This window comes from Streptomyces sp. NPDC001508, from assembly GCF_040298665.1.
Classification (GTDB): Bacteria; Actinomycetota; Actinomycetes; order Streptomycetales; family Streptomycetaceae; genus Streptomyces.
In genome coordinates this window covers 11,965-36,495 of record NZ_JBEPAP010000003.1, presented here as the reverse complement: position 1 = coordinate 36,495, position 24,531 = coordinate 11,965, and the positions used below count along the sequence as shown (strand labels likewise).

The following is a 24,531-nucleotide window of genomic DNA, read 5'->3' as shown; positions in this document are numbered from 1 at the left end:
AGCGCACCGTGAATCGACAGGCGCACCGCCAATCAATACCCGCGCCGCTACTTCCGGTAGATCGCCTCGACGTCGGACGCGAAGTCCTTCGCCACCACGTGCCGCTTCAGCTTGAGCGACGGCGTCAGATGCCCCGACTCCTCCGTGAACTGCCCGCCCAGCACACGAAACTTCCGCACCGACTCCGCCTTCGACACCGCCGCGTTGCCGTCATCGACCGCTTCCTGGATCGCCGCCACCAGCTCCGGATCCTCCCGCAGCGACACCGCCGTGGACCCCGCGGGCTTGCCGTGCTCCGCGGCCCAGCGGCCCAGGAACTCCTCGTCGAGGGTGATCAACGCGCCGACGAACGGCCGGCCGTCGCCGACCACCATGCACTCCGCGACCAGCGCATGCGCCCGGATACGGTCCTCGATCACGGCCGGGGCGACGTTCTTGCCGCCCGCGGTGATGATGATCTCCTTCTTGCGCCCGGTGATCCTCAGATAGCCGTCCTCGTCGAGGGTGCCGACGTCCCCGGTGTGGAACCAGCCGTCGGCCAGCGCCTCCGCGGTCGCGGCCTCGTTGTTCCAGTACTCCTTGAACAGGTGCTCGCCGTGCAGCAGCACCTCGCCGTCGTCGGCGATACGGATCACGGAACCCGGCAGCGGCTGGCCGACCGTGCCGATCTTCTGCCGGTCCCAGGGGTTGAACGCGGTCGCCGCGCAGGACTCGGTCAGGCCGTAGCCCTCCAGGACCGTGAAGCCGATGCCACGGAAGAAGTGGCCGAGGCGCTCGCCCAGCGGGGCGCCGCCGGAGATCGCGTACTCGCCGCGCCCGCCGAGCACCGCGCGCAGCTTGCCGTAGACCAGCCCGTCGAAGACCCGGTGCTTGATCCGCAGCCCCAGGGACGGGCCCGACGGGGTGTCCAGCGCCTTGCTGTAGGCGATCGCGGTGTCCGCCGCCTTGTCGAAGATCTTCCCCTTGCCGTCCGCCTGTGCCTTGGCGCGCGCCGCGTTGTAGACCTTCTCGAAGACCCGGGGCACACCGAGGATCAACGTCGGGCGGAACGCGGCGAGTTCGTCGGTGAGATGCGTGACGTCCGGGACGTTGCCCAGCTTGATCGGCGCCATCATCGGCGCGATCTGCACCAGCCGCCCGAAGACGTGCGCGAGCGGCAGGAACAGCAGGACCGAGCACTCGCCGGTGCGGAACAGCGGGCGCAGCCGTTCGACGGCGTTGCCGCACTCGGCGAAGAACGCCCGGTGGGTGAGCACACAGCCCTTGGGCCGGCCGGACGTGCCGGATGTGTAGACGATGGTCGCCATGTCGTCGGCCTTGGCGAGCGAACTGCGCTCCTCCACCGTCGCGTCGGTGAGGTCCCGGCCCAGCCGGTTCAGTTCCGCCACGCCCCCGGCGTCGATCTGCCAGACGTGCTTGAGCGCGGGCAGCCGCTCGCGCACCGCGTCCACGGTGGCGGCGTGGCCGTCCTGCTCCACCACGCAGGCGGTGGCGCCCGAGTCGGACAGGATCCACTGCACCTGTTCCGGTGAACTCGTCTCGTACACCGGCACGGTGACCGCGCCCGCGCTCCAGATCGCGAAGTCGAGGAGCGTCCACTCGTAGCGGGTGCGGGACATCAGGCCGACCCGGTCGCCGGGCTGGACGCCGGACGCGATGAGCCCCTTGGCGGCGGCGCGCACCTCGGCCAGGAACGCCTCGGCCGTCACGTCCTGCCAGCCCGCGTCGGTCCTGCGGGCGATGACGGCGACATCGGGGTGCTGCGCGGCGTTTCTGCGGACGATGTCGGTCAGATTGCCGTCCGCAGGGACCTCGTACAAAGCCGGAAGGCTGAACTCGCGCAAGACTGCTGCTCCTCATAAGGCGCCGGCGCCACGACATGGTGTGCTGCGATGGTGCGGTCCAAGGCTCGGGCAGGTGCTCGGACGCCCGCCAGGGGCCTTTCGGCCCGTTGGCTGAAATCCAGAGCACGACTGGACTGCCCGGACGTTACCCGCCGGTATGGCTTCTTCGACAGGGGGCCCGGCGGGTTGTTCGCTGCGTCACACAGGTTGGTGTTCCTGCGCGCACAGTAGTCCACGGTTTTCCCGCCGGGCCAGTAGCCGCAGGCCCGGTCGCCACTGTTCACGTATGCCGCACAGGCTTACCCTTGATCGCCATGGCCCCCACACCCGCCGGTAACCGAAGGACCCGCGTCCATGTGGTCAGCGACGTGCACGGCAACGCCCGGGACCTGGCCCGTGCCGGTGACGGCGCCGATGCCCTGATCTGCCTCGGCGACCTCGTGCTCTTCCTCGACTACGCGGACCACTCGCGCGGGATCTTCCCCGACCTGTTCGGCGAGGAGAACGCCCATCGCATCGTCGAGCTGCGCACCGCCCGCCGCTTCGAGGAGGCGCGCGCGTTCGGGGCCCGGCTGTGGGCGGGCATCGGCACCGACCGGGCCACCGTCATCGAGAAGGCGGTACGCCGCCAGTACGCCGAGCTGTTCGCCGCCTTTCCCGCACCGACGTACGCCACCTACGGCAATGTCGACATGCCGCCTCTGTGGGCGGAGTACGCCGGACCCGGCACCACGGTCCTGGACGGGGAACGGGTGGAGATCGGCGGCTGGACCTTCGGGTTCGTCGGCGGCGGGCTGCGCACCCCGATGCGCACGCCGTACGAGATCGACGACGACGCGTTCGCGGCGAAGATCGAGGCGGTCGGCGAGGTCGACGTGCTGTGCACGCACATCCCGCCCGAGGTGCCGGAACTCGTGTACGACACGGTGGCCCGCCGGTTCGAGCGGGGCAGCCGGGCGCTGCTCGACGCCATCCGCCGCACCCGGCCCCGCTACGCGCTGTTCGGCCACGTCCACCAGCCGCTCGTGCGGCGGATGCGGATCGGCGCCACGGAATGCGTAAACGTCGGGCACTTCGCCGGCACGGGCAGGCCCTGGGCGCTCGAATGGTGAGGGGGCGCGCGGACGGGGTGAAACGGGTGGTCGCGTGCGCGGTAGCCTTCACGCTGCACACACGTGCGCACGACGACCTCTCTGTACCGGTCTGCACCGGCCCGCATCCGGAGGAGCCACGGCGATGGCGGAACACACCAGCTCAAGCATCACCATCGAGGCGGCACCCGCCGACGTCATGGAGGTGATCGCCGACTTCGCCCGCTACCCCGACTGGACCGGAGAGGTGAAGGAGGCGGAGGTACTCAAGGCCGACGACCGGGGCCGCGCCGAACAGGTCCGTCTCGTCATGGACGCCGGCGCGATCAAGGACGACCAGACCCTCGCCTACACCTGGACCGGCGACCGGGAGGTCTCCTGGACCCTGGTGAAGTCCCAGATGCTCCGCTCCCTCGACGGCACCTACCTCCTCGAACCGGCCGGCACGGGCGCCACCGAGGTGACCTACCGGCTCACCGTGGACGTCAAGATCCCGATGCTCGGCATGATCAAGCGCAAGGCGGAGAAGGTCATCATCGACCGCGCGCTCGCCGGACTGAAGAAGCGGGTCGAGTCCGGGGAGAAGTGACGACGGCGTGCCGGGCCGGCACGCGCGGGTAGCGTTCACCCCCATGCGCACCATCCTGATCACGGGTCCGGGCGGCTCGGGCCGTACGACCGTCGCCGCCGCCACCGCCCTGCGCGCCGCGGGCGCGGGCACCCGGACCCTCGTCCTGAGCGCCGACCGCACGGACGCCCTCGGCGCCGCGCTGGGCACGCCCACGGGACCCGACCCCCGCGGCGCCGCACCCGGCCTCACCGCCTGGCGCCCCGACCCCGCCGCCCGGTTCCGCGACGACCTCACCGCGTTCCAGAGCCGTGCCACGGGCGTCCTCGACCTGCTCGGCGCCGCCCGCCTCGACCCGGAGGAGGTCACCCCGCTCCCCGGCGCCGAAGAGCTGTCCCTCCTGCGCGCCGTGCGCGATGCCGCCCTCGCCGAGCGGCACGACCTGCTCGTCGTCGACCTGCCGCCCGCCCCGCGCGCCCTCGACCTGCTCGCCCTGCCCGAGGAACTGCGCCGCTACCTGCGCCGGCTGCTGCCGCCCGAGCGACAGGCGGCCCGCGCCCTGCGGCCCGTCCTCGGCCGCCTCGCGGGCGTCCCGATGCCCGCCGAGTGGCTGTACGAGACGGCGGCCCGCTGGGACGTCGAACTCGCCGCCGTGGAGGCCGTCGTGCGGGACCGCGCCACCACCGTACGGCTCGTCGCCGAACCCGGCCCGGCCGGCACCGACGCCGTGCACACCACCGTCCTCGGCCTCGCCCTGCGCGGCCTGCGCACCGACGCCCTGGTCGCCAACCGGGTGCTGCCCGAGAGCGGTCCCGAGACCTGGCCGGCCGGGCTCCTCGCCCAGCAGCGCAAGGCCCTCGCCGACTGGAAGCAGTCGTACGACGTCCACCGGGTCGCCCACCTCGGCCGCGACCCGCGGGGCGCCGACGACCTCGCCGCGCTCGCCGTGCCGGGCGTCGACGCCGCACCCGACCCCGTCGAGTGGCCCGTCACCGACCGGATCGCCGAGGACGGCGTGCTCGTCTGGCACATCCCGCTGCCCGGCGCGATACGCGACGACCTCGACCTGGTCCGGCGCGGCGACGAACTCGTCGTCACCGCGGGCCCGTTCCGCCGGATCGTGCCGCTCCCGTCCGCCCTGCGCCGCTGCACCGTCGCCGGGGCCGCGCTGCGGGACGGCACCCTGCGCATCCGCTTCGCACCGGACCCGCACCTGTGGCCCCGCGAGCGGTGAACCCCGCGCGCCCGTTCGGGTAACGTCGTCGTAGGGACGAACCGTAGTCAGGAGTCCGTCATGAGCGAAGAGCGCCCCACACCGGACGCCCTGGAGCCGCAGCCGGCCGACGAGGTACGGGCGACCGACGCCGACGCCTGGGCCACGGCCTGCGCCGAGGACCTCGCCGCGGAGAAGGCCCGCCGCCGCGCCGAGTACGGCCCACCACCCGGCTCGGCCGCCGACGAACTGCGCAGGATCGTCGACGCCGTCGCCGACCGGCTGTCCGGCCTGCAGAGCCCGCTCCTCGGGACGGTCGCCGGACCCGCCGCACAACAGGTGGTGCGGCAGGTCGTGCAACAGGCCAAGGCGGCCGTCGAACCCGTGATAGAGCGCAACCCGGACGTCTTCGACCACCTGGCCGCGGCCGGAAACGAACTGCTCGCCGCCTACCGCTCGGCCGTCCAGTCCCAGGAACACCGCTGGACGACTCCCGCGGACGGCCCGAAGGACGCCACGAAGGACGACGACGACCGCGATGACCGGGGCGAGGGCACCGGTCCCGGCGAACGCATCGACTTGGACTGACAGCACCCTCGGGTACGGTTGGCCGTAGCGGGGCTCGACCGAAACTGAGGGATTCATGGGACTCACCATCGGCGTCGACATCGGCGGCACGAAGATCGCGGCCGGGGTGGTCGACGAGGAAGGCAACATCCTCTCGACCCACAGGGTGCCGACTCCGGGTACGCCCGAGGGCATCGTGGACGCCATCGCCTCGGCGGTGGAGGGCGCGCGCGCCGGGCACGAGATCGTCGGCGTGGGCATCGGTGCGGCCGGATATGTGAACCGGCAGCGCTCCACCGTCTACTTCGCGCCCAACATCGACTGGCGCCAGGAGCCGCTCAAGGAGAAGGTCGAGGCCCGCGTCGGCCTCCCGGTCGTCGTGGAGAACGACGCCAACGCGGCCGCGTGGGGCGAGTACAAGTTCGGTGCGGGCAAGGGCCACCGCAACGTCATCTGCATCACGCTCGGCACGGGCCTCGGCGGCGGCATCATCATCGGCAACAAGCTGCGCCGCGGACACTTCGGCGTGGCCGCCGAGTTCGGCCACATCCGGGTGGTTCCGGACGGCCTGCTGTGCGGCTGTGGCTCACAGGGCTGCTGGGAGCAGTACGCGTCGGGCCGCGCCCTGGTCAGATACGCCAAGCAACGCGCCAACGCCACCCCCGAGAACGCCGAGATCCTGCTCGCCCTCGGCGACGGCACCCCCGACGGCATCGAGGGCAAGCACATCTCCATGGCCGCCCGCCAGGGCGACCTGGTCGCCGTCGACTCCTACCGTGAGCTGGCCCGCTGGGCCGGCGCCGGACTCGCCGACCTGGCCTCCCTGTTCGACCCGTCCGCGTTCATCGTCGGCGGCGGCCTGTCCGACGAGGGCGAACTGGTCCTGGACCCGATCCGCAAGTCCTACCGGCGCTGGCTGGTCGGCGGCAACTGGCGGCCGGTCGCCGAGGTCATCGCCGCCCAACTGGGCAACGAGGCGGGCCTGGTCGGTGCGGCGGACCTGGCCCGGGAACCCGACCCGATCATGTGACGCCCAGGTGAGGGGCGCGGGGGACCGCACGGCTGGCCGAGGACAGCCGACGGGTCGCACGGGAACCCCGCGCCCCGGGCTGGTGGGCGTCCTGGAACGCGCTCCCGTTAGATTGATCCACATGCCGACACCGCCGCCGCTGCCCATGTCCCGGACCGAACCCGACGGTTCCGCGATCATCCGGGTCCTGAGCTACAACATCCGCTCGATGCGTGACGACACCGCCGCCCTCGCCCGGGTGATCAGCGCCTGCGCCCCCGACCTGGTGCTCGTCCAGGAGGCCCCCCGCTTCTTCCGCTGGCGCAAGAAGCTCGCCCGGCTCGCGGCCGCCTCGGGACAGGTGATCCTCTCCGGCGGCGGCACGGCGGCGGGACCGGCCATCCTGTGCACACTGCGGGCGACCGTCGAACGGACCGAGGACGTGCTGCTCCCGCTCACCCCGGGACTGCACCGGCGGGGCTTCGCCACGGCGGTCGTACGGTTCGGCGGCGCCCGGCTCGGCGTGCTGAGCTGCCATCTGAGCCTGCGGTCGGACGAACGATACGAGCAGGGCGGGATGCTGCTGGACCGGCTGGCCGGGATGGGCGTGGAACACGCGGTCGCGGGCGGTGACCTCAACGAGCGGCCCGACGGCCGTACCTTCCGGCGGCTGGCCGAGGGGCTGCGGGACTGCCGGACCGCCGCGCCCTGGGGCGGTGAGTACACCTCGACGCCCGTCGATCCGCACCAGCGGATCGATGCGATCTTCGCTACCAAGGGGGTCGAGGTGCTGGGCTGCGGGGTGCCGCTGGGGTTGCCCGGGGTGACGGAGGGGGACCTCAGGGCGGCCACGGATCACCTGCCGGTGCTTGGCGCTCTGCGAGTTCCGGCCGCTTAGTTCGGGCGCGGTTCCTTATGGGTCGGGGGTGCGGGTTCGTTTTTGGCCGGTTGCGCAGTTCCTCGCGCCCCTGTTGTGGCTGGGGTTGGGTGGTTGGGTGCGGGTTTGTTGTGGCTGGTTGCGCAGTTCCTCGCGCCCCTGTTGTGGTTCGGGTTTGGTGGCCGGTGCGGCGTCGTTGTGGCTGGTCGCGCAGTTCCCCGCGCCCCTTGGTCGGTTGTGGTGCGGTGATCGGTTGGGTGCGGCGTCGTTGTGGCTGGTTGCGCAGTTCCCCGCGCCCCTTGGCCGGTTGTGGTGCGGGTGTTTTCCGTGGTTCTTGGGTGGCCGGGCTTGGGGCCGCCGTGGGGGGTGTGACGGGCCCGAGGTGGGGTCAGACCACTGCGCCGCGGCCCGGGTCGTCCGGTTCGTCGTCGTCCGTGCGCATGCGGGTCACCAGGGTGATGAAGCCGCCGAGGAAGCCGCCGATGCCCAGCGTCGCCAGCCACCACGTCATGTCCCAGCCGAGCAGCACCGCCAGCAGGAGCAGGATCGGCCCGCCCACCACACCGAGCCAGGCGAACTTGGCGGTCGTGTCGGCGGCGGGCAGCGGCGGCGGCTCGGGCGGCACGAAGTGGCCCTCGTCGTCCTCGTCGAAGTCATCGTCGGACGCCTCGGACGGCTTGTAGTCGCGCGGGCCGACGCCGGGCGCGAAGGCAACGGAGCTGCCGAGGGGCTTGGCGGGCCCCTTCGCACCGGCACCCTCGCCGCTGTCCTTGCCGGCGTCACCCTTGCCGGCCTCGCTGTCGTCGCCGTCGTCGCCGTCGTTCGTGTCCGCTTCGAGCAGGGCCAGGTCCTCGACCGACTTGAACGGCTTGGCGCCCGGCGGGTCCGGCGGCTCCTCGCCGTACCCGGCGACGATGGCCGCCCAGGCGGCAACCTCGTCGAAGGGCACGCCCTTCTCGTCCGGCTCGCGGTCCTCGCGGTCGGACTCGTGCTCAGCCAACTGCGGCCGTCCCTTCCTTGCCGACACTGGGTGCGAGCCGGCCGATGAAGGCGAGGCTCTCCTCGAAGATCCGGTCCGCGTCGTGGTCCAACGTCGCGACGTGGTAGCTCTGTTCCAGCACGACCTCCGTCACATCCGTCGAGGAAACCCGGCTCAGTACCCGGACCGGGTCGGCCGGCGAGACCACGTGGTCCCGCCGGCTGCGCAGAAGCAGCAACGGCTGGGTGACCTGCGGCAGATCGCCGTCGACCAGACGCAGGAAGTTCCGCAGGGAGTGCGCCGCGTGCAGCGGCACCCGGTCGTACCCCCCTTCCGTGACGCCCTGCTTCGCGATGTCGTCGGTGATTCCCCGCACCGAGCGCACCAGGTGCCGGGCCACCGGAAGGGCGTGCGTCGCCGGGCCGTGCATTCTGTTCACCGGGTTGACGACCATGACGCCCGCCACCGCGTCCCCGTGCCGGGCCGCGAGTCGCAGGGCCAGCGCCCCGCCCATCGACAGACCCGCCACGCACACCAGCCGGCAGTGCCGGCGCAGCAGCCGCAGCTCGCGGTCCACCTCCGCGTACCAGTCCTGCCAGGTGGTGAGCTGCATGTCCTGCCAGCGCGTGCCGTGTCCGGGCAGCAGGGGCAGCGACACGGTCAGCCCGTGCGCGGCGTGGTGCGTCGCCCAGGGGCGCAGCGACTGGGGCGAGCCGGTGAAGCCGTGGCAGAGGAGGACACCGACCTCCCCGCCCTCGTGGCGGTACGGCTCGGCTCCGGGCAGAACCGGCACGTGAAGTCTCCTGTTCATGAGAGGGACGTGAACGACTGTGGGTTCTGCTTCACCGTACGCGACCGCACTGACACCGACCAGGGCCGTCGGGTCCATTGGCGGTCCCGCGGGTTAAGGTCGAAGCGACGGACACGGGAGGCACGCGGTTGTTGTACGGAACGATGAAGGTCGCCATCGGGGGGCCGCTGAAGGTCGCCTTCAGACCCTGGGTGGAGGGCCTGGAGAACATTCCGGCCGCAGGCCCCGCGATACTGGCGAGCAATCACCTGTCCTTCTCGGACTCGTTCTTCCTGCCCGTCGTCCTCGACCGCAAGGTCACCTTCATCGCCAAGGCCGAGTACTTCACCACCCCCGGAGTCAAGGGCCGGTTGACGGCCGCGTTCTTCAAGGGCCTGGGACAGCTCCCCGTGGACCGCTCCGGCGGGCGCGGCGCGGGTGAGGCGGCGGTCAGGAGCGGCCTTGAGGTGCTGGGGCGCGGCGAGCTGTTCGGGATCTACCCGGAGGGCACGCGTTCGCCCGACGGTCGCCTGTACCGGGGCAAGCCCGGCGGACTGGCGCGGGTGGCGCTCGCCTCCGGCGCGCCGGTCATCCCGGTCGCGATGATCGACACGGAGAAGATCCAGCCGCCCGGGAAGGTGCTCCCGAAGCTGATGCGGCCGGGCATCCGCATCGGCAGGCCCCTGGACTTCCGCCGCTACCAGGGCCTGGAGCACGACCGCTTCGTGCTGCGCGCGCTGACCGACGAGGTCATGTACGAGATCATGAAGCTCTCCGGCCAGGAGTACGTCGACATCTACGCGACCGCCGCCAAGCGGCAGATCGCGGAGGCCGCGAAGGCGGCCAAGAAGGACCAGCGCGACCAGAAGGACCAGCAGGACCAGCAGGAAACGGCGTAGGGGCGCCGGACACAGGCCCCGGCGGGACGGCCGGGCCGGGGGGTGGGGGAGATGCCCGGACGTGAACGGGTCATGAGGATGTCGGTCGAGCAGCCGCTGTGGCGCGCGCTCGCGGCCTACCGCGTCCTGACGATGCTGTACGCCATCGGCCTGTTCGCCACCGCCTACGACCGGTTCGCGCGGCCCTGGCTCGCCCTCGCCTACTACGGCGTCCTGTCCGTGTGGACCCTCGCCGCCCTGCCCAAGGTGAGCAACGCGGCGAGCTGCACCAGGCGGTTCCTCGCCGCCGACCTGACGATCGCGCTCGTCGGCATCCTCCTCACGCCGGTCGCCGACGCCCACGAGCGGGTCGCCGACGGCGGTCCGACGCTGCCCTCGATATGGACCGCGGGCTCCGTGCTGGCCTTCGCCGTCAAGGGCGGCTGGCGCTGGGCGGGGTTCGCCTCCACGGCCGTCGCCGCCGCCAACCTGATCGAGCGGGGCAGCCCGGCCCGCGACACCGTGCACAACGTGATCCTCGTGTGGGTCGCCTCCATCGCCATCGGCTACGTCGTCGAGGTCGCCCGCGCCTCCGAGCGCACCCTCGCCCGCGCCCTGGAGATCGAGGCCGCGACCAGGGAACGGGAGCGGCTGGCCCGGGACATCCACGACAGCGTGCTCCAGGTGCTGGCGATGGTGCAGCGGCGTGGCGCGGTCCTCGGCGGGGAGGCGGCCGAGCTGGGCCGGCTGGCCGGCGAGCAGGAGGTGGCGCTGCGCACGCTGGTCTCCGGGGGCCTGGTGCCGCTCTCGCGGGCCCCGCAGGACACGGCCGAGGGCACGGTCGTAGAGGCCGCGGAGCCGGACGACTCCGCCGGCCCCGTCGACCTGCGCGCGCTGCTCGCCCCGTACGCCGGCGCCCGGGTCAGCCTGGCCGAGCCCGGCGCGCCGGTGCCGCTGCCGCCGGCCGCCGCGCGGGAGCTGGCCGCGGCCGTGGGCGCCGCCCTGGACAACGTCCGCCGGCACGCGGGGGAGGATGCCCGGGCCTGGATCCTGGTCGAGGACGAGCCCGGCGAGATCGTCGTGACCGTACGGGACGACGGGCCGGGCATCCCGGAGGGGCGGCTCGCCCAGGCCGAGGGCGAGGGGCGGCTCGGGGTGGCCCTGTCGATCCGCGGACGGCTGCGCGACCTGGGCGGCAGCGCCGAGCTGATCTCGGTGCCCGGGCAGGGCACGGAGGTCGAACTGAAGGTTCCGAAGGACGCCGCGCAGGCGTGGGGGAAGGCGGAGAAGCGATGAGCGAGCAGCAGGACCCGATCAAGGTCATGGTGGTCGACGACCACCCCATGTGGCGCGACGCGGTCGCCCGGGACCTGTCCGAGTCCGGCTTCGAGGTGGTCGCCACCGCCGGGGACGGCGAGCAGGCGGTGCGCCGCGCCCTGGCGACCGGTCCGGACGTGCTGGTCCTGGACCTCAACCTGCCGGCGAAACCCGGGGTCCAGGTGTGCAAGGAACTCGTCGGCGCCGATCCGCGGCTGCGTGTTCTGGTGCTGTCGGCGAGCGGGGAGCACGCGGACGTCCTGGAGGCCGTGAAGTCCGGCGCGACCGGCTATCTGCTCAAGTCGGCGTCCACGGAGGAACTGCTGGACGCGGTGCGCCGGACCGCGGTCGGCGACCCGGTGTTCACGCCCGGCCTCGCCGGACTGGTCCTCGGCGAGTACCGCCGGCTGGCCGCCGAGCCGGGGCCGGCCCCGGACGACGCCGAACCGAAGGCGCCACGGCTGACCGACCGCGAGACGGAAGTACTGCGCCTGGTCGCCAAGGGCCTGAGCTACAAGCAGATCGCCGAACGCCTCGTCATCTCCCACCGCACCGTCCAGAACCATGTGCAGAACACCCTTGGCAAGCTCCAGTTGCACAACCGGGTCGAGCTGGTGCGGTACGCGATCGAGCGCGGACTGGACGACGAGTGAGGAACATTTCCCGCATATCCCGATGTCCACTCTTTCGAGTGGATCCGCATGAGTCCGGAATGATCAACCCTGCCTCAATTCAGGGGAATTGACCATCCCGCCCATCACGGAGTGACCTGGATCACTATTAGCGTCTTCCTTCACCAGGCAACCGCGGCGAAGGGACATTTCCATGCGGGTCGGAGTACTGACCGGAGGCGGCGACTGCCCCGGGCTCAACGCCGTCATCCGGGGCGTCGTCCGCAAGGGCGTGCAGGAGTACGGCTATGACTTCGTCGGCTTCCGGGACGGCTGGCGGGGCCCCCTCGAAGCGGACACCGTCCGTCTCGACATCCCCGCGGTGCGCGGCATCCTGCCCCGCGGCGGCACCATGCTCGGCTCCTCACGGACCAATCCGCTCAAGGTCGAGGGCGGCATCCGCCGTATCAAGGACAACCTCGCCAAGCAGGAGGTCGAGGCACTGATCGCGATCGGCGGCGAGGACACCCTGGGCGTGGCCGCGCGGCTGTCCGACGAGTACGGCCTGCCGTGCGTCGGCGTCCCGAAGACCATCGACAACGACCTCTCCGCCACCGACTACACCTTCGGCTTCGACACCGCCGTAGGCATCGCCACCGAGGCGATCGACCGGCTGCACACCACCGCCGAGTCGCACATGCGCGTCCTGGTCGTGGAGGTGATGGGCCGTCATGCCGGCTGGATCGCCCTGCACTCCGGGCTGGCCGGCGGCGCCAACGTCATCCTCATCCCCGAGCAGCGCTTCGACGTCGACCAGGTGTGCGGCTGGGTGACCTCCCGTTTCCGGGCGTCGTACGCCCCGATCGTGGTCGTCGCCGAGGGCGCCATGCCCAAGGACGGCGAGATGGTCCTCAAGGACGAATCGCTGGACTCCTTCGGGCATGTGCGGCTCTCCGGCGTCGGCGAATGGCTGGCCAAGGAGATCGAGAAGCGGACCGGCAAGGAGGCCCGCACCACGGTCCTCGGGCATGTGCAGCGCGGCGGCACGCCGAGCGCGTTCGACCGCTGGCTCGCCACCCGGTTCGGCCTGCACGCCATCGACGCCGTCCGCGACGGCGACTTCGGCAGCATGGTCGCCCTGCGCGGCACCGACATCGTCCGCGTCCCGATCTCCGAGGCCACGGCCAAACTCAAGACGGTCGACCCGAAGCTGTACAAGGAAGTCGGCGTCTTCTTCGGCTGACCCCCCTCACCCCCAAAACGCCGCCGCCCTACGCGGCGGCGTCCCACACGCCCCCCGACAGGGGCGCGAGGAACTGCGCGCTCAGCCCCCACGCTCCCGCGCCCGGAGAACGCCGTACAGCCCCCCCCACGCCCCTAGGGCGTGTTTCGAAAGTCCGGTCTGGCCCGCGACGCGAAACACGCCCTAGTGCGTACGATCCGCAGGCGAAGTACCGCGAGAACCCCCGCCCTCGAAGCAACCGTTCTGCAGCTGGGCAACCAACTCCCTTACGATCGCCGCCCCGTTCAGCGTCAGGATCGACTCGGGATGGAACTGGACGCCCGCGAACCCGGCCCCCCGCACGGCATGCACGTCGCCGTTGGCCGCCCGGCTCACCTCGACGCCGTGCGCGCCCAGCTCCCGGTACGCGTCCTCGTCGCAGCGCGCCACGAAGCTGTTGTAGAAGCCGACGGTCTCCCGGCGCCCGAACAGATCGATCGCGACCTGCGCACCCTGCCGGGGCACCTCCTTGCGGACGATCTCGAGCCCCAGCTCGGCCGCGATCAGCTCGTGCCCGAGGCAGACCCCGAGCACCCCGTGCCGGTGGCTGCCGATCACCTCGGCCGTCAGCGCGCGCAGCACCCGCACCTTGGGGTCGGTCAGGTCCGAGGGGTCGCCGGGCCCGGGCCCCAGCACCACCGGACCCGCGTGGCCGAGCACGGCCGCCCGCAACCCCGGCTCGTCGAACCGCCGTACGGTCACATCGAGACCGCCGGAGCGCAGCACATGCGCCAGCATCGCGGTGAAGGTGTCCTCGCCGTCCACCACCAGGGCATGGCCGCTCCGGGCCGCGGGGTGCTCCTGCATCCGCAGCCAGAACGGCGCGAGCGAGGCGCGGCGCCCGTCCAGCGCCGCCCGGACGCGCGGGTCGTCGGCCAGCCGGGCCAGCGTCGCCTCCGCGCGCGGCCGGGCCGGACGCACGCCGAGGGCCGCCAGCACACCCGCCGCCTTGGCGTGCGTCTCCGCCACCTCCCCGGCCGGGTCAGAACCCCGTACCAGCGTCGCGCCGACCGGGACGCGCAGCCGGCCGGCCGCGTCGATGTCGGCGGTGCGGATGAGGATGGGCGAGTCCAGGGTCTGCGCCCCTCCGGAGTCCCGGCCGAGCAGGGCCAGCGCGGCGCCGTAGTACCCGCGCCCGCCCACCTCGTGCCGTTCGATCACCCGGCAGGCGTTCTGCACCGGCGACCCGGTCACGGTGGCCGCGAACATGGTCTCCCGCAGTACGTCCCGCACGTCGAGCGACGATTTCCCGCGCAGTTCGTACTCGGTGTGGGCGAGGTGCGCCATCTCCTTGAGCCGGGGGCCGACGACCACCCCGCCCATGTCGCCGACGGTGCACATCATCTTCAGTTCCTCGTCGACGACCATCGACAGTTCCTCGATCTCCTTGCCGTCGGCGAGGAAGCCGAGCAGATGCTCGGGGGTCGGCCCGCCCTCCGGGTAGCGGTACGTGCCGCTGATCGGGTTCATCACGACCGTGCCGCCGGACATCCGCACGTGCACCTCGGGGCTGGCGCCGACCAGGGTCCGCCCGCCCGTCGCCCGCCCCGGCCCCTGCGCGGAAGGTCCTTCGGGCCCTCGCCGATCGCCGGTGTGCACGAGGAACGTCCAGTAAGCGCCCCGTTCGCCCTCCAGGAGTCGCCGGAACAGGGCGAGGGCGTCGGCCCGCGCGAAGTCCCGGATCTCGCCCTCGTAGGTCCGCCGGATGACGAAGTTGGCTCCCTCGCCCGCCCCGATCTCCTCGCGCAGCACCCGGCCGACGATCCCGGCGTACTCCTCGTCGCCGATGTCGAAGCCCCCGCCGGTGACCTGCACGGCGTGTGCGGGCAGTTGCTCCAGCGCCTCGGCGAGCGGGATCTCGTGGGTCTCCTCGGGGGTGAGTACGAGCAGTGGCGTCCCGTCGTCGCGGACGTCGAAGCCGCGCTCCCGGATCTGCCGGAAGGGCACGAGGGCCAGACCCTCGTCGGGCAGGTCGGCGAGCCGGTCGCAGGCGCGCATGGGGCCGACGAGCAGTTCCACGGTGTCCTCGTCGCGGCCGGGCGTGCGGCGGCGCAGCAGCGCGAAGGGGCGGGGGTCGTGCAACAGGTCCAGCAGATCCATGGGTTCGTCGTCCTTCTCGGTGGTCTCGGTGGTCTCGGCCGGCCGGTCGTGCCGGGCGGGTCGAGGCAGATGGAGAGGGACGGCCCGTGAAACGCCGAAGGCCGCCCCCTCGGGCGGCCTTCGCGAAGTCCTGCGTACGCGCAGTCAGTGGGCCGCCGAAGGAGCGGTCCACCACCAGGTGCGGGTCGAATGCGCGAACATGCCGGGAACCCTACCGCACCGCCTCGTCGTCCACGGGGCAGTCGGTCCGTCTCACCAGTCGAGCCGGAGGAAAACATGTCGACACGACCCCGTAATGTTTACGAGGTGACCGTGAACGCTAAGACCAGCGCGAGCGCTGGCAACACCTGGCGAAACCTGCCCGCGGCGCAGCAGCCGGACTACCCCGACGCCGAATCGCTGCGCGCGGTGATCGAGGAGCTGGAGTCGTATCCGCCGCTCGTCTTCGCGGGCGAGTGCGACCAGTTGCGCGACCGGATGGCGTCCGTCGCCCGGGGCGAGGCGTTCCTGCTCCAGGGCGGCGACTGCGCGGAGGCCTTCGACGCGGTGTCCGCCGATCACATCCGCAACAAGCTGAAGACGCTGCTGCAGATGGGCGCCGTACTGACGTACGCGGCGTCGGTGCCGGTGGTGAAGGTGGGCCGGATCGCGGGCCAGTACTCCAAGCCGCGTTCCAAGCCGACCGAGACGCGTGACGGGGTCACGCTGCCGGTGTACCGGGGTGATTCGGTCAACGGTTTCGATTTCACCGAGGCCAGCCGGATCCCGGACCCGGAGCGGCTGAAGCGGATGTACCACACCTCCGCGTCGACGCTGAACCTGGTGCGCGCGTTCACCACCGGCGGGTACGCGGATCTCCGACAGGTGCATGCCTGGAACCAGGACTTCGTGAAGTCGTCCCCGTCGGGGCAGCGCTACGAGCAGCTGGCCCGGGAGATCGACAACGCGCTGAACTTCATGCAGGCGTGCGGTGCGGAGCCGGAGGAGTTCAAGACGGTCGAGTTCTTCTCCTCGCACGAGGCGCTGCTGCTGGACTACGAGTCGGCGCTGACCCGGGTGGACTCCCGCACGGGGCGGTTGTACGACGTGTCGGCGCACATGGTGTGGATCGGCGAGCGCACCCGGCAGCTGGATCACGCGCATGTCGAGTTCGCCTCGCGGATCAGCAACCCGCTGGGGATCAAGCTGGGCCCGAACACGACGGCGGAGGAGGCACTGCGCTACGTCGACCGGCTGGACCCGGAGCGGGAGCCGGGCCGGCTGACGTTCATCGTGCGGATGGGCGCGGACAAGATCCGGGACCGGCTGCCGGAGCTGGTGGAGAAGGTCACGTCGTCGGGTGCGGTGGTGGCGTGGGTGACCGACCCGATGCACGGCAACACGTTCGAGGCGGCCTCGGGGCACAAGACGCGTCGTTTCGACGACGTGCTGGACGAGGTGAAGGGCTTCTTCGAGGTCCACAAGTCGCTGGGGACGCATCCGGGCGGCATCCATGTGGAGCTGACCGGTGACGACGTCACCGAGTGTGTGGGCGGCGGGGACGAGATCTTCGTCGACGATCTGCACCAGCGCTACGAGACGGCCTGCGACCCCCGCCTGAACCGCAGCCAGTCCCTCGACCTGGCCTTCCTCGTCGCCGAGATGTACCGCGACCAGTGACGAACGCGGACATTGCCGGGATGTGACGACATCCCCGGGATGTGACATGGGGCGCGGATCACATGCGATCCGCGCCCTTCGCGCTTTTCCGGACCCTGCGCCATGGGTAAGGTTAGGTTTGCCTCACCGAATCAGCGGGATGGCGCACATGACCGATCCCGTGGGAGGTGAACCGCGTGTACGTCTGCAGTTGCTTCGGCATCACGGAGCAGCAGGTGAAGGAGCACGCGGGGGACGGCATCCGCACCCCTCGCCAGATCGCCTCCGCCTGCAAGGCGGGCACCGACTGCGGATCGTGCGTGCGCCGGATCCAGGCGCTGCTGGGGCGCGGCGCGTGCCCGCGGCGTGAGCCGACAGAGGACCTCGAAGAGGCGGCGTAAGCGCTCCGCCGAGGGCCGGTGTGCCCTCGCCGCCGGTCGACTGCGGGTTCGTTGTGGGTGGTCGTGCCCGCGCGCCGGAGCCGCATAGGGACACGGCCCCGCGTCCCTTCGGGCCGCCTAGCCCTTCGGCTGTTTGATGAGCTGTGAGATGTAGAGCGCCTCGCCGAGCTTGTCCACCAGTTCCAGCTGGGTGTCCAGGTAGTCGATGTGGTGCTCCTCGTCCTCCAGGATCGACTCGAAGATGTTCGCGGACGTGATGTCACCCTTGTCGCGCATCACCTTGATCCCGCTCCTGAGCCGGTCGATCGCCTCCACCTCGATCTGCCGGTCCGCCTCGAACATCTCCCTCACGGTCTGTCCCACCCGCACATGGAACAGCCGCTGGTAGTTCGGCAGCCCCTCCAGGAACAGGATCCGGTCGGTCAGCACCTCGGCGTGCCGCATCTCGTCGAACGACTCACGCCGCGTGTACTCGGCGAGCTTGTACCAGCCGGAGTTCTCCTGCATCTTCGCGTGCAGGAAGTACTGGTTGATCGCGGTTAGCTCGCCGGTGAGCTGCTCGTTGAGGAACTCGATGACCTCGGGGTCGCCCTGCATCGCAGAGGCTCCTTCCGGACAGGGGATGGCGGGAGGTTGCGGCGGCATGATTGCACCGGTAGAGAAGATCGTCCAGTAAGTATGTACTTAGCCGTTAAGTGCCTGCATGGTTATTTTTGTCCCGTTAGGGGCCCCGGTCGGGTGCACCGCTCCGGGTCTGTCAGGATGGAGACATGGGTCATCCGGTGGAGCGCGGGTCTGGAGTGTCGGAAGAAGGTGTACGGTCCGAGCTTCCGCCGGGGCAGCGGCTGCAACGCGGCTGGCCGGTCACGCACTACGGGCCGGTGCCGAAGTTCCGGCCCGAACGCTGGGAGTTCAGGGTCTTCGGCGCCACCGCCGACGGTGCCAAGCACTGCTGGAACCACGACGAGTTCACGGCCCTGCCGTACGCCACCGTGGTGGCCGATCTGCACTGTGTGACCAAGTTCAGCATGCTCGGGGCCGAGTGGGGCGGCGTCCCGGCGAGCGCGATCCTGGAGATCGCACCGCCCGCGCCGAATGTCACCCATGTGATGGTCTGGGCGGAGTACGGCTTCAGCTCGAACCTCCGCCTGTTCGACTTCGCCGCCGAGCGCGCCATCTTCGCCACGCACAAGGACGGCGAACTGCTCACCGCCGAGCACGGCTTCCCGGTCCGGCTCGTGATCCCCCATCTGTATGCCTGGAAGGGCCCCAAATGGGTCCGCGGGGTCGAGTACATGACCGCCGACCGCCGCGGCTTCTGGGAGGAACGCGGCTACCACAACGTCGGCGACCCCTGGCAGGAGCAGCGCTACTCCTACCAGGAGCGCCCCGGGGACGGCCCGGAACTCTGACCGGCGCCTCAGCGGTGGTACTGGCGCACCAGGCGTGCCCTGGGGAGCGAATCAGCGCCGGCCGGTTCGGGCGGGGCCCCTGCTCAGTGGGAAGACCGCAGGCTCTTCAGCCGTGCCACGTCCGCCGCATGCCCCTCCGTGCCGCCGGGCGTCTCGATCACCAGCGGTACGCCGGCCGTCGCCGGGTGCGTCATCAGCGCCCGGAACGGGTCCTCGCCGATGTGCCCGGCGCCGATGTTCTCGTGCCGGTCCTTGTGGGCGCCCACCACGTCCTTGGAGTCATTGGCGTGGATCAGCTTCAGCCGGCCCTCGCCCACCGTGTCCACCAGCAGGTCCAGGGTCTGGTGCATGCCGCTCGGGCCGGTCAGATCGTGCCCGGCGGCGAAGACATGACAGGTGTCCAGGCACACGCCCAGTTTCGGGTGGGCGTCCAGCGCCTCGAAGTACGGCCCGAAGTCCCAGGTGCGCGAGCACAGCGAGGCGCCCTGCCCGGCGGTCGACTCCAGCAGCAGGAACGGGTCGTCGTCATGGGTCAGCTCGTCCAGCAGCGGCAGCAGACATGTGCGCACCTGCTTCAGCGCGACCTCGCGCGCCCGCCCACCGGTCGCGCTGCCCGTGTGCACGACCACGCCCAGCGCGCCGATCTCCCGCCCCCGGCGCAGCGAGTGCCGCAGCGACTCCACCGACTTCTCCACGGTCGCCTCGGTGTGCGAACCGAAGTTGATCAGGTACGGGGCGTGTACGTACGCCGGGATCGAGTCCTGCGCACAGGCCGCGCGGAACTCCTCGTCCTGCCGGGGGTTCCCGGCCGGGGTGGCCCAGCCACGCGGATTGGCGACGAAGACCTGCACGGTCTCCGCCTTCAGCGCACGGGCGTACGACAACCCCACGGAGTGCAGCCCGCCGGCCACGGGGACATGAGCGCCTATCGGATTACGGGAGGGACCGGGCGGCACGACGGAACCGGAGTGCTGACTCATCACCCGTTCAGCCTGTCACGCCGACCGCTCCCCACGGAAAACAACCCCCACACCCCTGTCGCCGCACGGCGGCGGCAGGCAGCCCACTCGGACGGTCAGCGGATGGTGATCGTTATCGTCGAGCCCTTCGGGGCCGTCTCGCCCGCGTCGACCGACTGCTTCTTCACCGTGTCGCCGAACAGGCCCAGGAGCCCGCGGTCCTCCGAGACCTTGAAGCCGGAGTTCTCCAGCAGCTTCTTCGCGTCGCCGACACTGGCCCCGACCACGTTCGGCACCTCGACCATCTCCGGGCCCTTGGACAGCGTCAGCCGGACCGTGTCGCCCTCGGCCGCCTCGCTGTCGCCGGCCGGGGTCTGCCGGGCGACCTCGCCCTTGTCGAACTCGGAGTTCACCTGCTCCGCGGAGACCTCCACCTTGAGCCCGGCGTCCTCCAGCTCCGCCCGCGCGCTGTCCAGATCTTCACCGGTGACGTCCGGCACGTCGATCGGGCTGCCCTTGCTGACGGTGAGCGCAATCGCCGACCCCGCGTGCCGCTCGGTGCCGGCCGCCGGGTCGGTGCCGATCACCTCGTCCTTCGGCACGTCTTCACTGAACGCGCGCGTGACCATGCCCGGCTCCAGTCCGCTCTTCTTGAGCAGCGCCTTCGCCTCGGCCAGCCCGTGGCCCGCCAGATCGGGCACCTTCACGGTCTCCGGGCCGTCGGAGATGGTCAGCGTCACCGAGTCGTTGTCGCGGATGCGGGCACCGGCCTCGGGGTCGGTGCTGATGACCGTGCCGCGCCGCACCGTGTCGCTGTAGGCGTGCTCGACCCGCTTGACGTCGAGCCCGGCCTCCTTGAGCCGCTCCCGCGCCTGCGCCTCGGTCTTCGACAGCAGCGGCGGCACCTTCGTGAACTGCCCGGAGTTGATGTACCAGACGCCGGCCCCGACGCCGAAGACCACCAGCACGGCGACGACGAGCGTGACCAGTCCCCGCCCGGGCCGTACGGACCGCCGCCGGGGCGGTACGGCCGGGGACTCGAACCGGGTCGTCCGGTTGTCGCCCGCGCCGGGATCGTCGTCCTCGTTGACGGGCAGCAGCCGGGGCACCGTCAGCGAACGCGGAATCACGCTCGTACGGTCGTCGGCGATGTCGTGGTCCGCGGCAAGCGCCTGGGGCGGCACCGCGTCCAGCTGCTCGTCGGTGAGCGCCGCACGGCACTCCCGCACCCGGGCCAGCAGCGCCACGGCGTCATGCGGCCGGACCGCCGCCGTGCGGGCGGTGGCCGAGGCGACCAGCTCGTCCAGCTCGTGCGGCAGTCCCGGCACGGCGGCCGAGGGCGGCGGCACGTCCTCGTGGAGGTGCTTGTAGAGCACCACCGCCGGGGAGTCGCCGTCGTGCGGCTTTCCCCCGGTCAGCATCTCGTGGAGGACCACGCCGCACGCGTACACGTCGACGCGGGGGTCCGCGGTCCCGTTCTCGATCTGCTCGGGCGCGAGGTACGCCACGGTCCCCAGCACGGCCCCCGTCGTACTGGTCACCGTGTCCACCGACCGCACCAGCCCGAAGTCCGCGACCTTGACCCGCCCGTCGTCGCCTATGAGTACGTTCTCGGGCTTCATGTCCCGGTGCACGAACCCGGCGCGGTGCGCGGCGCCGAGCGCGGCCAGCACCGGCTCCAGGATGTCCAGCGCGGCCCGCGGCTGGAGCGCGCCCCGCTCCCGCAGCACGTCGCGCAGGGTGCACCCGGCGACGTACTCCATGGCCAGGTAGACGTACGACCCGTCCGTGCCCTGGTCGAACACCTGGACGACGTTGGGGTGGGCGAGCCGGGCCACCGACTTCGCCTCCCGGATGAACCGCTCCACGAACGACCCGTCGGCCGCCAGCGCCGGATGCATCACCTTGAGGGCGAGGACGCGGTCGAGGCGGGTGTCCAGGGCCCGGTAGACCGTGGCCATCCCGCCGACCGCGATCCGGGCCTCGACGCGATAGCGGCCGTCGAGCACCTGTCCGACGAGCGGGTCCTGAAGGGTCGTATCCACGCTCGTGAGTTTACGAGCACCCACCGACACCCCTCCTCCTTCCACCAAGATCCCCGAGGACTTGCAGCCGACCTGTAACGCACCCCACCCCCCACCCACCCGCACCCGCCGACGGTGCCGGCCCCACCAGAAAGCCCCCACCACCGGACCGAGCCCCACCCGCACCCGCACCCGCCGACGGTGTTCAGCCCCCCCACAGGAGACGTCCACCGCTCGACCAAGCCTCCCCCCAACCCTCCCACCGCACCCGCACCCGCACCCGCACCCGCACCCGCACCCGCCAACGGTGCTGAGCCCCGGCCCAAGACGTCCACCACTCGACAGCCCTCACCCGCACCCGCCGACGGTGTTCAGCCCCCCACAGGAGACGTCCACCGCTCGACCAAGCCCCCCCACCCACCTCCCACTCACCCGCACCCGCCGACGGTGTTCAGCCCCCCACAGGAGACGTCCACCGCTCAGCCAAGCCTCCCACCCACCCCACCCACCACCCGCACCCGCCAATGGCGCTGAGCCCCCACAAGAGACGTCCACCGCTCGGCCGACAGCAAACGGGCGGTGCGCGGGTGGGAGAACACCCGCCCGCACCCCCACCCACCCGCACTCGCCAACGCTCCCGCACCCCCACAAGCGACGGCGCCCGCCCCGCCACCCCCGCTCAGAACGCAGGCCGCTCCGGATCAAACACGGCCAAGCCCTCCGCAGGAGACGACGCCGCGGCGAAATGCCGCCGAGGAATCCGCCCCGCCAGCCGCGCCAACCGCCCCGCGTCCACCGCGTGCCGCATGGCGGCAGCCATCCGCTCCGGTTGCTGCGCCCGGGTGACGGCCGAGGCCAGCATCACCCCCGCGCACCCGAGTTCCATCGCCAGCGCCACATCGGACGCCGTACCGGCTCCCGCGTCCAAAATCACCGGCACACGCGCGTGCTCCACGATCAGCTGGAAGTTGTGCGGGTTGCGGATCCCGAGCCCCGAACCGATCGGCGAGCCGAGCGGCATCACCGCCGCGCACCCCACATCCTCCAGCTTCCGTGCCAGCACCGGGTCGTCGTTCGTGTACGGCAGCACCGTGAACCCGTCGTCGACCAGGGTCTCCGCCGCGTCCAGCAACTCGATCGGATCCGGCAGCAGCGTCCGCTCGTCGGCGATCACCTCCAGCTTGACCAGATCCGTGCCGAGCGCCTCACGGGCCAGCCGCGCGGTCAGCACCGCCTCGCCCGCGGTGAAGCAGCCCGCGGTGTTCGGCAGCACCCGGATGCCGAGCCGCTCCAGCACCGACAGCACGGATCCGTGCACACCGGGGTCGACCCGTCGCATCGCCACGGTCGTCAGCTCCGTGCCGGAGGCGACCAGCGCCCGCTCCAGCACGTCGAGGCTGGGCGCACCGCCCGTACCCATGATCAACCGGGACGTGAAGGACGTACCGCCGAGGGCGAAGGGATCGTCGGCCATGGCTCAGCCTCCTTGGACTGCGGTGAGGACTTCGACGCGGTCGCCCTCGCTGAGCGCGGTGGACGGCCACTGGGCGCGCGGGACGACGGTTTCGTTGAGGGCCGCGGCCACCCCGCCGGGCGCGGTGGTGAGGGTCTGGACGACGGTGTCGAGAGCCGTGCCGGGCGCGATCTCCCGGCGCTCCCCGTTGACAGAGATGATCATGCGGGCTGCTCCGTGCGGGCGGCGGCGCCGAAGCGCGCGGGCGTGAAGGGACGGGCTTCCTCGGGGATGTCCCCTGTGGCCAGGGCGTGCGCCATGACATCCCCGGTGACCGGGGTGAGCAGCACACCGTTGCGATAGTGCCCGGTGGCCACGAGCAGCCCGTCGAGCGCGGTCGGGCCGAGCAGCGGCGCGTTGTCCGGGGACCCGGGCCGCAGCCCGGCCCGGGTCTCGGTCAGCGGCAGCTCGGTGATCCCCGGCACCAGCTCGTGCGCGTCCCGCAGCAGCTCGTACACGCCGCCCGCGGTCACCGTCGTGTCCCAGCCCAGCTCCTCGCTGGTCGCCCCGACGACCAGCTCGCCGTTCTCCCGCGGCACCAGGTACACCTGGCTGCCGCGCACCACGGCCCGCACGGTGCGGCTCAGGAACGGCGCGTACCGCTTCGGCACGGTCAGCCGCAGCACCTGCCCCTTCACCGGCCGCACCGGCGGCAGCACGTCCTGCGGCAGGCCCGCCAGCCGTCCGCTCAGGCTGCCGGCCGCGAGCACCACCTGGTCCGCGCCCAGCTCCGTGCCGTCCGTGGTGGTCACCCCGACGGCCCGGTCCCGGCGCACGGTGCAGCGCTCCGTCCACGCGCGGTGCAGGACCACGCCGGCCCGTTCGCACGCCGCGAGCAGCGCGGCGGCCAGCCGGCGCGGGTCGATCTGGTGGTCGGCGTCCACCCGCAGCCCGCCCCGTACGCCGGGCGCGAGCAGCGGCTCCAGGCGGCGGCACTCCCGGCCGGACAGCCACTCGGACTCCAGCCCGGAGCGCTGCTGCAACGCGTGCAGGTCGCGCAGATGCGCCCGGTCGTCGGCGTCCAGCGCGACGGCGAGCGTGCCGCACCTGCGGTAGCCGAGGTCGAGGCCGGTCAGCTCGGTCAGCTCGGCCGTGAAGTCCGGGTAGCGGCGGGCCGAGGCCAGATTCAGACCGAGCAGCGTCTGCTCGCCGTGGTGCAGTTCGGTGACCGCGGCCAGCATCCCGGCCGCGACCCGCGCGGCCCCGCCGCCCGGCTCGGGATCCACCACGGCGGTGGCGAACCCGCGCTGCGCGGCCCGCCAGGCCGTGACCAGGCCGATGATTCCGCCCCCGATGACGAGAACGTCTGACGTACGTGACGACATGGGCGTCCAGCCCCTCCCTTCGCCGGCATGACCCGGATCAGGTTCGTACGGTCGGAGGCCGCCAGCCTCCCTCTCAGCCCGGTGCGTCCGGGCTCCCGCGAGTGCTTGTACGGTGGCCACCCTAGCCCGCCGC

At 71.6% G+C, this 24,531-nt stretch carries 23 protein-coding genes and 1 riboswitch; of the genes, 13 read left to right on the top strand and 10 right to left on the bottom strand.

Annotated elements, in window-relative coordinates; genetic code table 11:
* Positions 1-47: 47 nt before the first annotated feature.
* Positions 48-1,844: an AMP-dependent synthetase/ligase gene (locus ABT245_RS04235; RefSeq protein WP_351728314.1), complete on the bottom strand. Its 1,797-nt coding sequence runs from the start codon at positions 1,842-1,844 to the stop codon at positions 48-50.
* A 314-nt stretch (positions 1,845-2,158) separates the two neighbouring features.
* On the opposite strand from ABT245_RS04235, the gene ABT245_RS04230 reads away from it, so the two are divergent.
* From ABT245_RS04230 to ABT245_RS04205, 6 genes are all read left to right on the top strand, one after another.
* Entirely contained in the window at positions 2,159-2,956 is a 798-nt protein-coding gene (locus ABT245_RS04230) for a metallophosphoesterase family protein (RefSeq protein ID WP_351728312.1), read from the top strand.
* Positions 2,957-3,080: 124 nt separating this feature from the next.
* A complete protein-coding gene (locus ABT245_RS04225; RefSeq protein ID WP_351728310.1) occupies positions 3,081-3,524 on the top strand; it encodes an SRPBCC family protein in 444 nt (147 codons plus the stop codon).
* A 43-nt stretch (positions 3,525-3,567) separates the two neighbouring features.
* Positions 3,568-4,737, top strand: coding sequence for an ArsA family ATPase (locus ABT245_RS04220; RefSeq protein WP_351728307.1), 1,170 nt, complete (start codon positions 3,568-3,570; stop codon positions 4,735-4,737).
* 60 nt (positions 4,738-4,797) lie between these two features.
* Entirely contained in the window at positions 4,798-5,304 is a 507-nt protein-coding gene (locus tag ABT245_RS04215) for a DUF5304 domain-containing protein (RefSeq protein WP_351728304.1), read from the top strand.
* Between the two features lie 55 nt (positions 5,305-5,359).
* On the top strand, positions 5,360-6,313 hold the full coding sequence (locus ABT245_RS04210) for an ROK family glucokinase (RefSeq protein WP_351728302.1): 954 nt from the start codon (positions 5,360-5,362) through the stop codon (positions 6,311-6,313).
* A 121-nt stretch (positions 6,314-6,434) separates the two neighbouring features.
* Positions 6,435-7,190, top strand: coding sequence for an endonuclease/exonuclease/phosphatase family protein (locus tag ABT245_RS04205; RefSeq protein WP_351728300.1), 756 nt, complete (start codon positions 6,435-6,437; stop codon positions 7,188-7,190).
* Between the two features lie 367 nt (positions 7,191-7,557).
* On the opposite strand, the gene ABT245_RS04200 is transcribed toward ABT245_RS04205, so the two are convergent.
* Together ABT245_RS04200 and ABT245_RS04195 are read right to left on the bottom strand one after the other, a co-directional pair.
* Positions 7,558-8,169 carry a hypothetical protein gene (locus ABT245_RS04200; protein ID WP_351728298.1) on the bottom strand — a complete coding sequence of 204 codons (612 nt, stop codon included), beginning with the start codon at positions 8,167-8,169 and terminating at the stop codon, positions 7,558-7,560.
* Positions 8,162-8,941 (bottom strand): alpha/beta hydrolase, encoded by a 780-nt coding sequence (locus ABT245_RS04195; protein WP_351728295.1) that lies wholly within the window; start codon positions 8,939-8,941, stop codon positions 8,162-8,164. The genes ABT245_RS04200 and ABT245_RS04195 overlap by 8 nt, the downstream gene beginning before the upstream one ends.
* A 161-nt stretch (positions 8,942-9,102) precedes the next feature.
* On the opposite strand from ABT245_RS04195, the gene ABT245_RS04190 reads away from it, so the two are divergent.
* From ABT245_RS04190 to ABT245_RS04175, 4 genes are all read left to right on the top strand, one after another.
* A complete protein-coding gene (locus tag ABT245_RS04190) occupies positions 9,103-9,837 on the top strand; it encodes a lysophospholipid acyltransferase family protein (RefSeq protein WP_351728292.1) in 735 nt (244 codons plus the stop codon).
* A gap of 51 nt (positions 9,838-9,888) precedes the next feature.
* Entirely contained in the window at positions 9,889-11,112 is a 1,224-nt protein-coding gene (gene macS, locus ABT245_RS04185; RefSeq protein WP_351728289.1) for a MacS family sensor histidine kinase, read from the top strand.
* Positions 11,109-11,786 carry a response regulator gene (locus ABT245_RS04180; RefSeq protein ID WP_351728286.1) on the top strand — a complete coding sequence of 226 codons (678 nt, stop codon included), beginning with the start codon at positions 11,109-11,111 and terminating at the stop codon, positions 11,784-11,786. Before macS ends, ABT245_RS04180 begins: the two co-directional genes overlap by 4 nt.
* Before the next feature lie 172 nt (positions 11,787-11,958).
* Complete coding sequence (locus tag ABT245_RS04175) at positions 11,959-12,987, top strand: 6-phosphofructokinase (RefSeq protein ID WP_351728283.1); 1,029 nt, start codon at positions 11,959-11,961, stop codon at positions 12,985-12,987.
* Between the two features lie 183 nt (positions 12,988-13,170).
* Here ABT245_RS04175 and ABT245_RS04170 read toward each other — a convergent pair whose 3' ends face one another.
* Positions 13,171-15,126, bottom strand: coding sequence for an anthranilate synthase family protein (locus ABT245_RS04170; RefSeq protein WP_351728280.1), 1,956 nt, complete (start codon positions 15,124-15,126; stop codon positions 13,171-13,173).
* 306 nt (positions 15,127-15,432) lie between these two features.
* Here ABT245_RS04170 and ABT245_RS04160 point away from each other — a divergent pair, with 306 nt between their 5' ends.
* Positions 15,433-16,785 carry a class II 3-deoxy-7-phosphoheptulonate synthase gene (locus ABT245_RS04160; RefSeq protein ID WP_351728277.1) on the top strand — a complete coding sequence of 451 codons (1,353 nt, stop codon included), beginning with the start codon at positions 15,433-15,435 and terminating at the stop codon, positions 16,783-16,785.
* A gap of 167 nt (positions 16,786-16,952) precedes the next feature.
* Positions 16,953-17,165 carry a (2Fe-2S)-binding protein gene (locus ABT245_RS04155; RefSeq protein WP_351728275.1) on the top strand — a complete coding sequence of 71 codons (213 nt, stop codon included), beginning with the start codon at positions 16,953-16,955 and terminating at the stop codon, positions 17,163-17,165.
* 117 nt (positions 17,166-17,282) lie between these two features.
* On the opposite strand, the gene bfr is transcribed toward ABT245_RS04155, so the two are convergent.
* Positions 17,283-17,762, bottom strand: coding sequence for a bacterioferritin (gene bfr, locus ABT245_RS04150; RefSeq protein ID WP_351728272.1), 480 nt, complete (start codon positions 17,760-17,762; stop codon positions 17,283-17,285).
* 173 nt (positions 17,763-17,935) lie between these two features.
* On the opposite strand from bfr, the gene ABT245_RS04145 reads away from it, so the two are divergent.
* Positions 17,936-18,577 carry a sulfite oxidase-like oxidoreductase gene (locus ABT245_RS04145; RefSeq protein ID WP_351728270.1) on the top strand — a complete coding sequence of 214 codons (642 nt, stop codon included), beginning with the start codon at positions 17,936-17,938 and terminating at the stop codon, positions 18,575-18,577.
* An 83-nt stretch (positions 18,578-18,660) separates the two neighbouring features.
* On the opposite strand, the gene ABT245_RS04140 is transcribed toward ABT245_RS04145, so the two are convergent.
* From ABT245_RS04140 to thiO, 5 genes are all read right to left on the bottom strand, one after another.
* The gene (locus ABT245_RS04140) at positions 18,661-19,557 is read right to left on the bottom strand and encodes a deoxyribonuclease IV (protein WP_351728267.1); all 897 of its coding nucleotides are present in this window, start codon (positions 19,555-19,557) and stop codon (positions 18,661-18,663) included.
* Positions 19,558-19,652: 95 nt separating this feature from the next.
* The gene (gene pknB, locus ABT245_RS04135) at positions 19,653-21,581 is read right to left on the bottom strand and encodes a Stk1 family PASTA domain-containing Ser/Thr kinase (protein ID WP_351728265.1); all 1,929 of its coding nucleotides are present in this window, start codon (positions 21,579-21,581) and stop codon (positions 19,653-19,655) included.
* A 658-nt stretch (positions 21,582-22,239) separates the two neighbouring features.
* Complete coding sequence (locus ABT245_RS04130; RefSeq protein WP_351728263.1) at positions 22,240-23,034, bottom strand: thiazole synthase; 795 nt, start codon at positions 23,032-23,034, stop codon at positions 22,240-22,242.
* 3 nt (positions 23,035-23,037) lie between these two features.
* Entirely contained in the window at positions 23,038-23,238 is a 201-nt protein-coding gene (gene thiS / locus ABT245_RS04125; RefSeq protein ID WP_351728261.1) for a sulfur carrier protein ThiS, read from the bottom strand.
* Positions 23,235-24,398 carry a glycine oxidase ThiO gene (thiO, locus tag ABT245_RS04120; RefSeq protein ID WP_351728258.1) on the bottom strand — a complete coding sequence of 388 codons (1,164 nt, stop codon included), beginning with the start codon at positions 24,396-24,398 and terminating at the stop codon, positions 23,235-23,237. The genes thiS and thiO overlap by 4 nt, the downstream gene beginning before the upstream one ends.
* A riboswitch (TPP riboswitch) is annotated at positions 24,396-24,507 on the bottom strand. Its footprint overlaps the gene before it by 3 nt.
* Positions 24,508-24,531 lie beyond the last annotated feature (24 nt).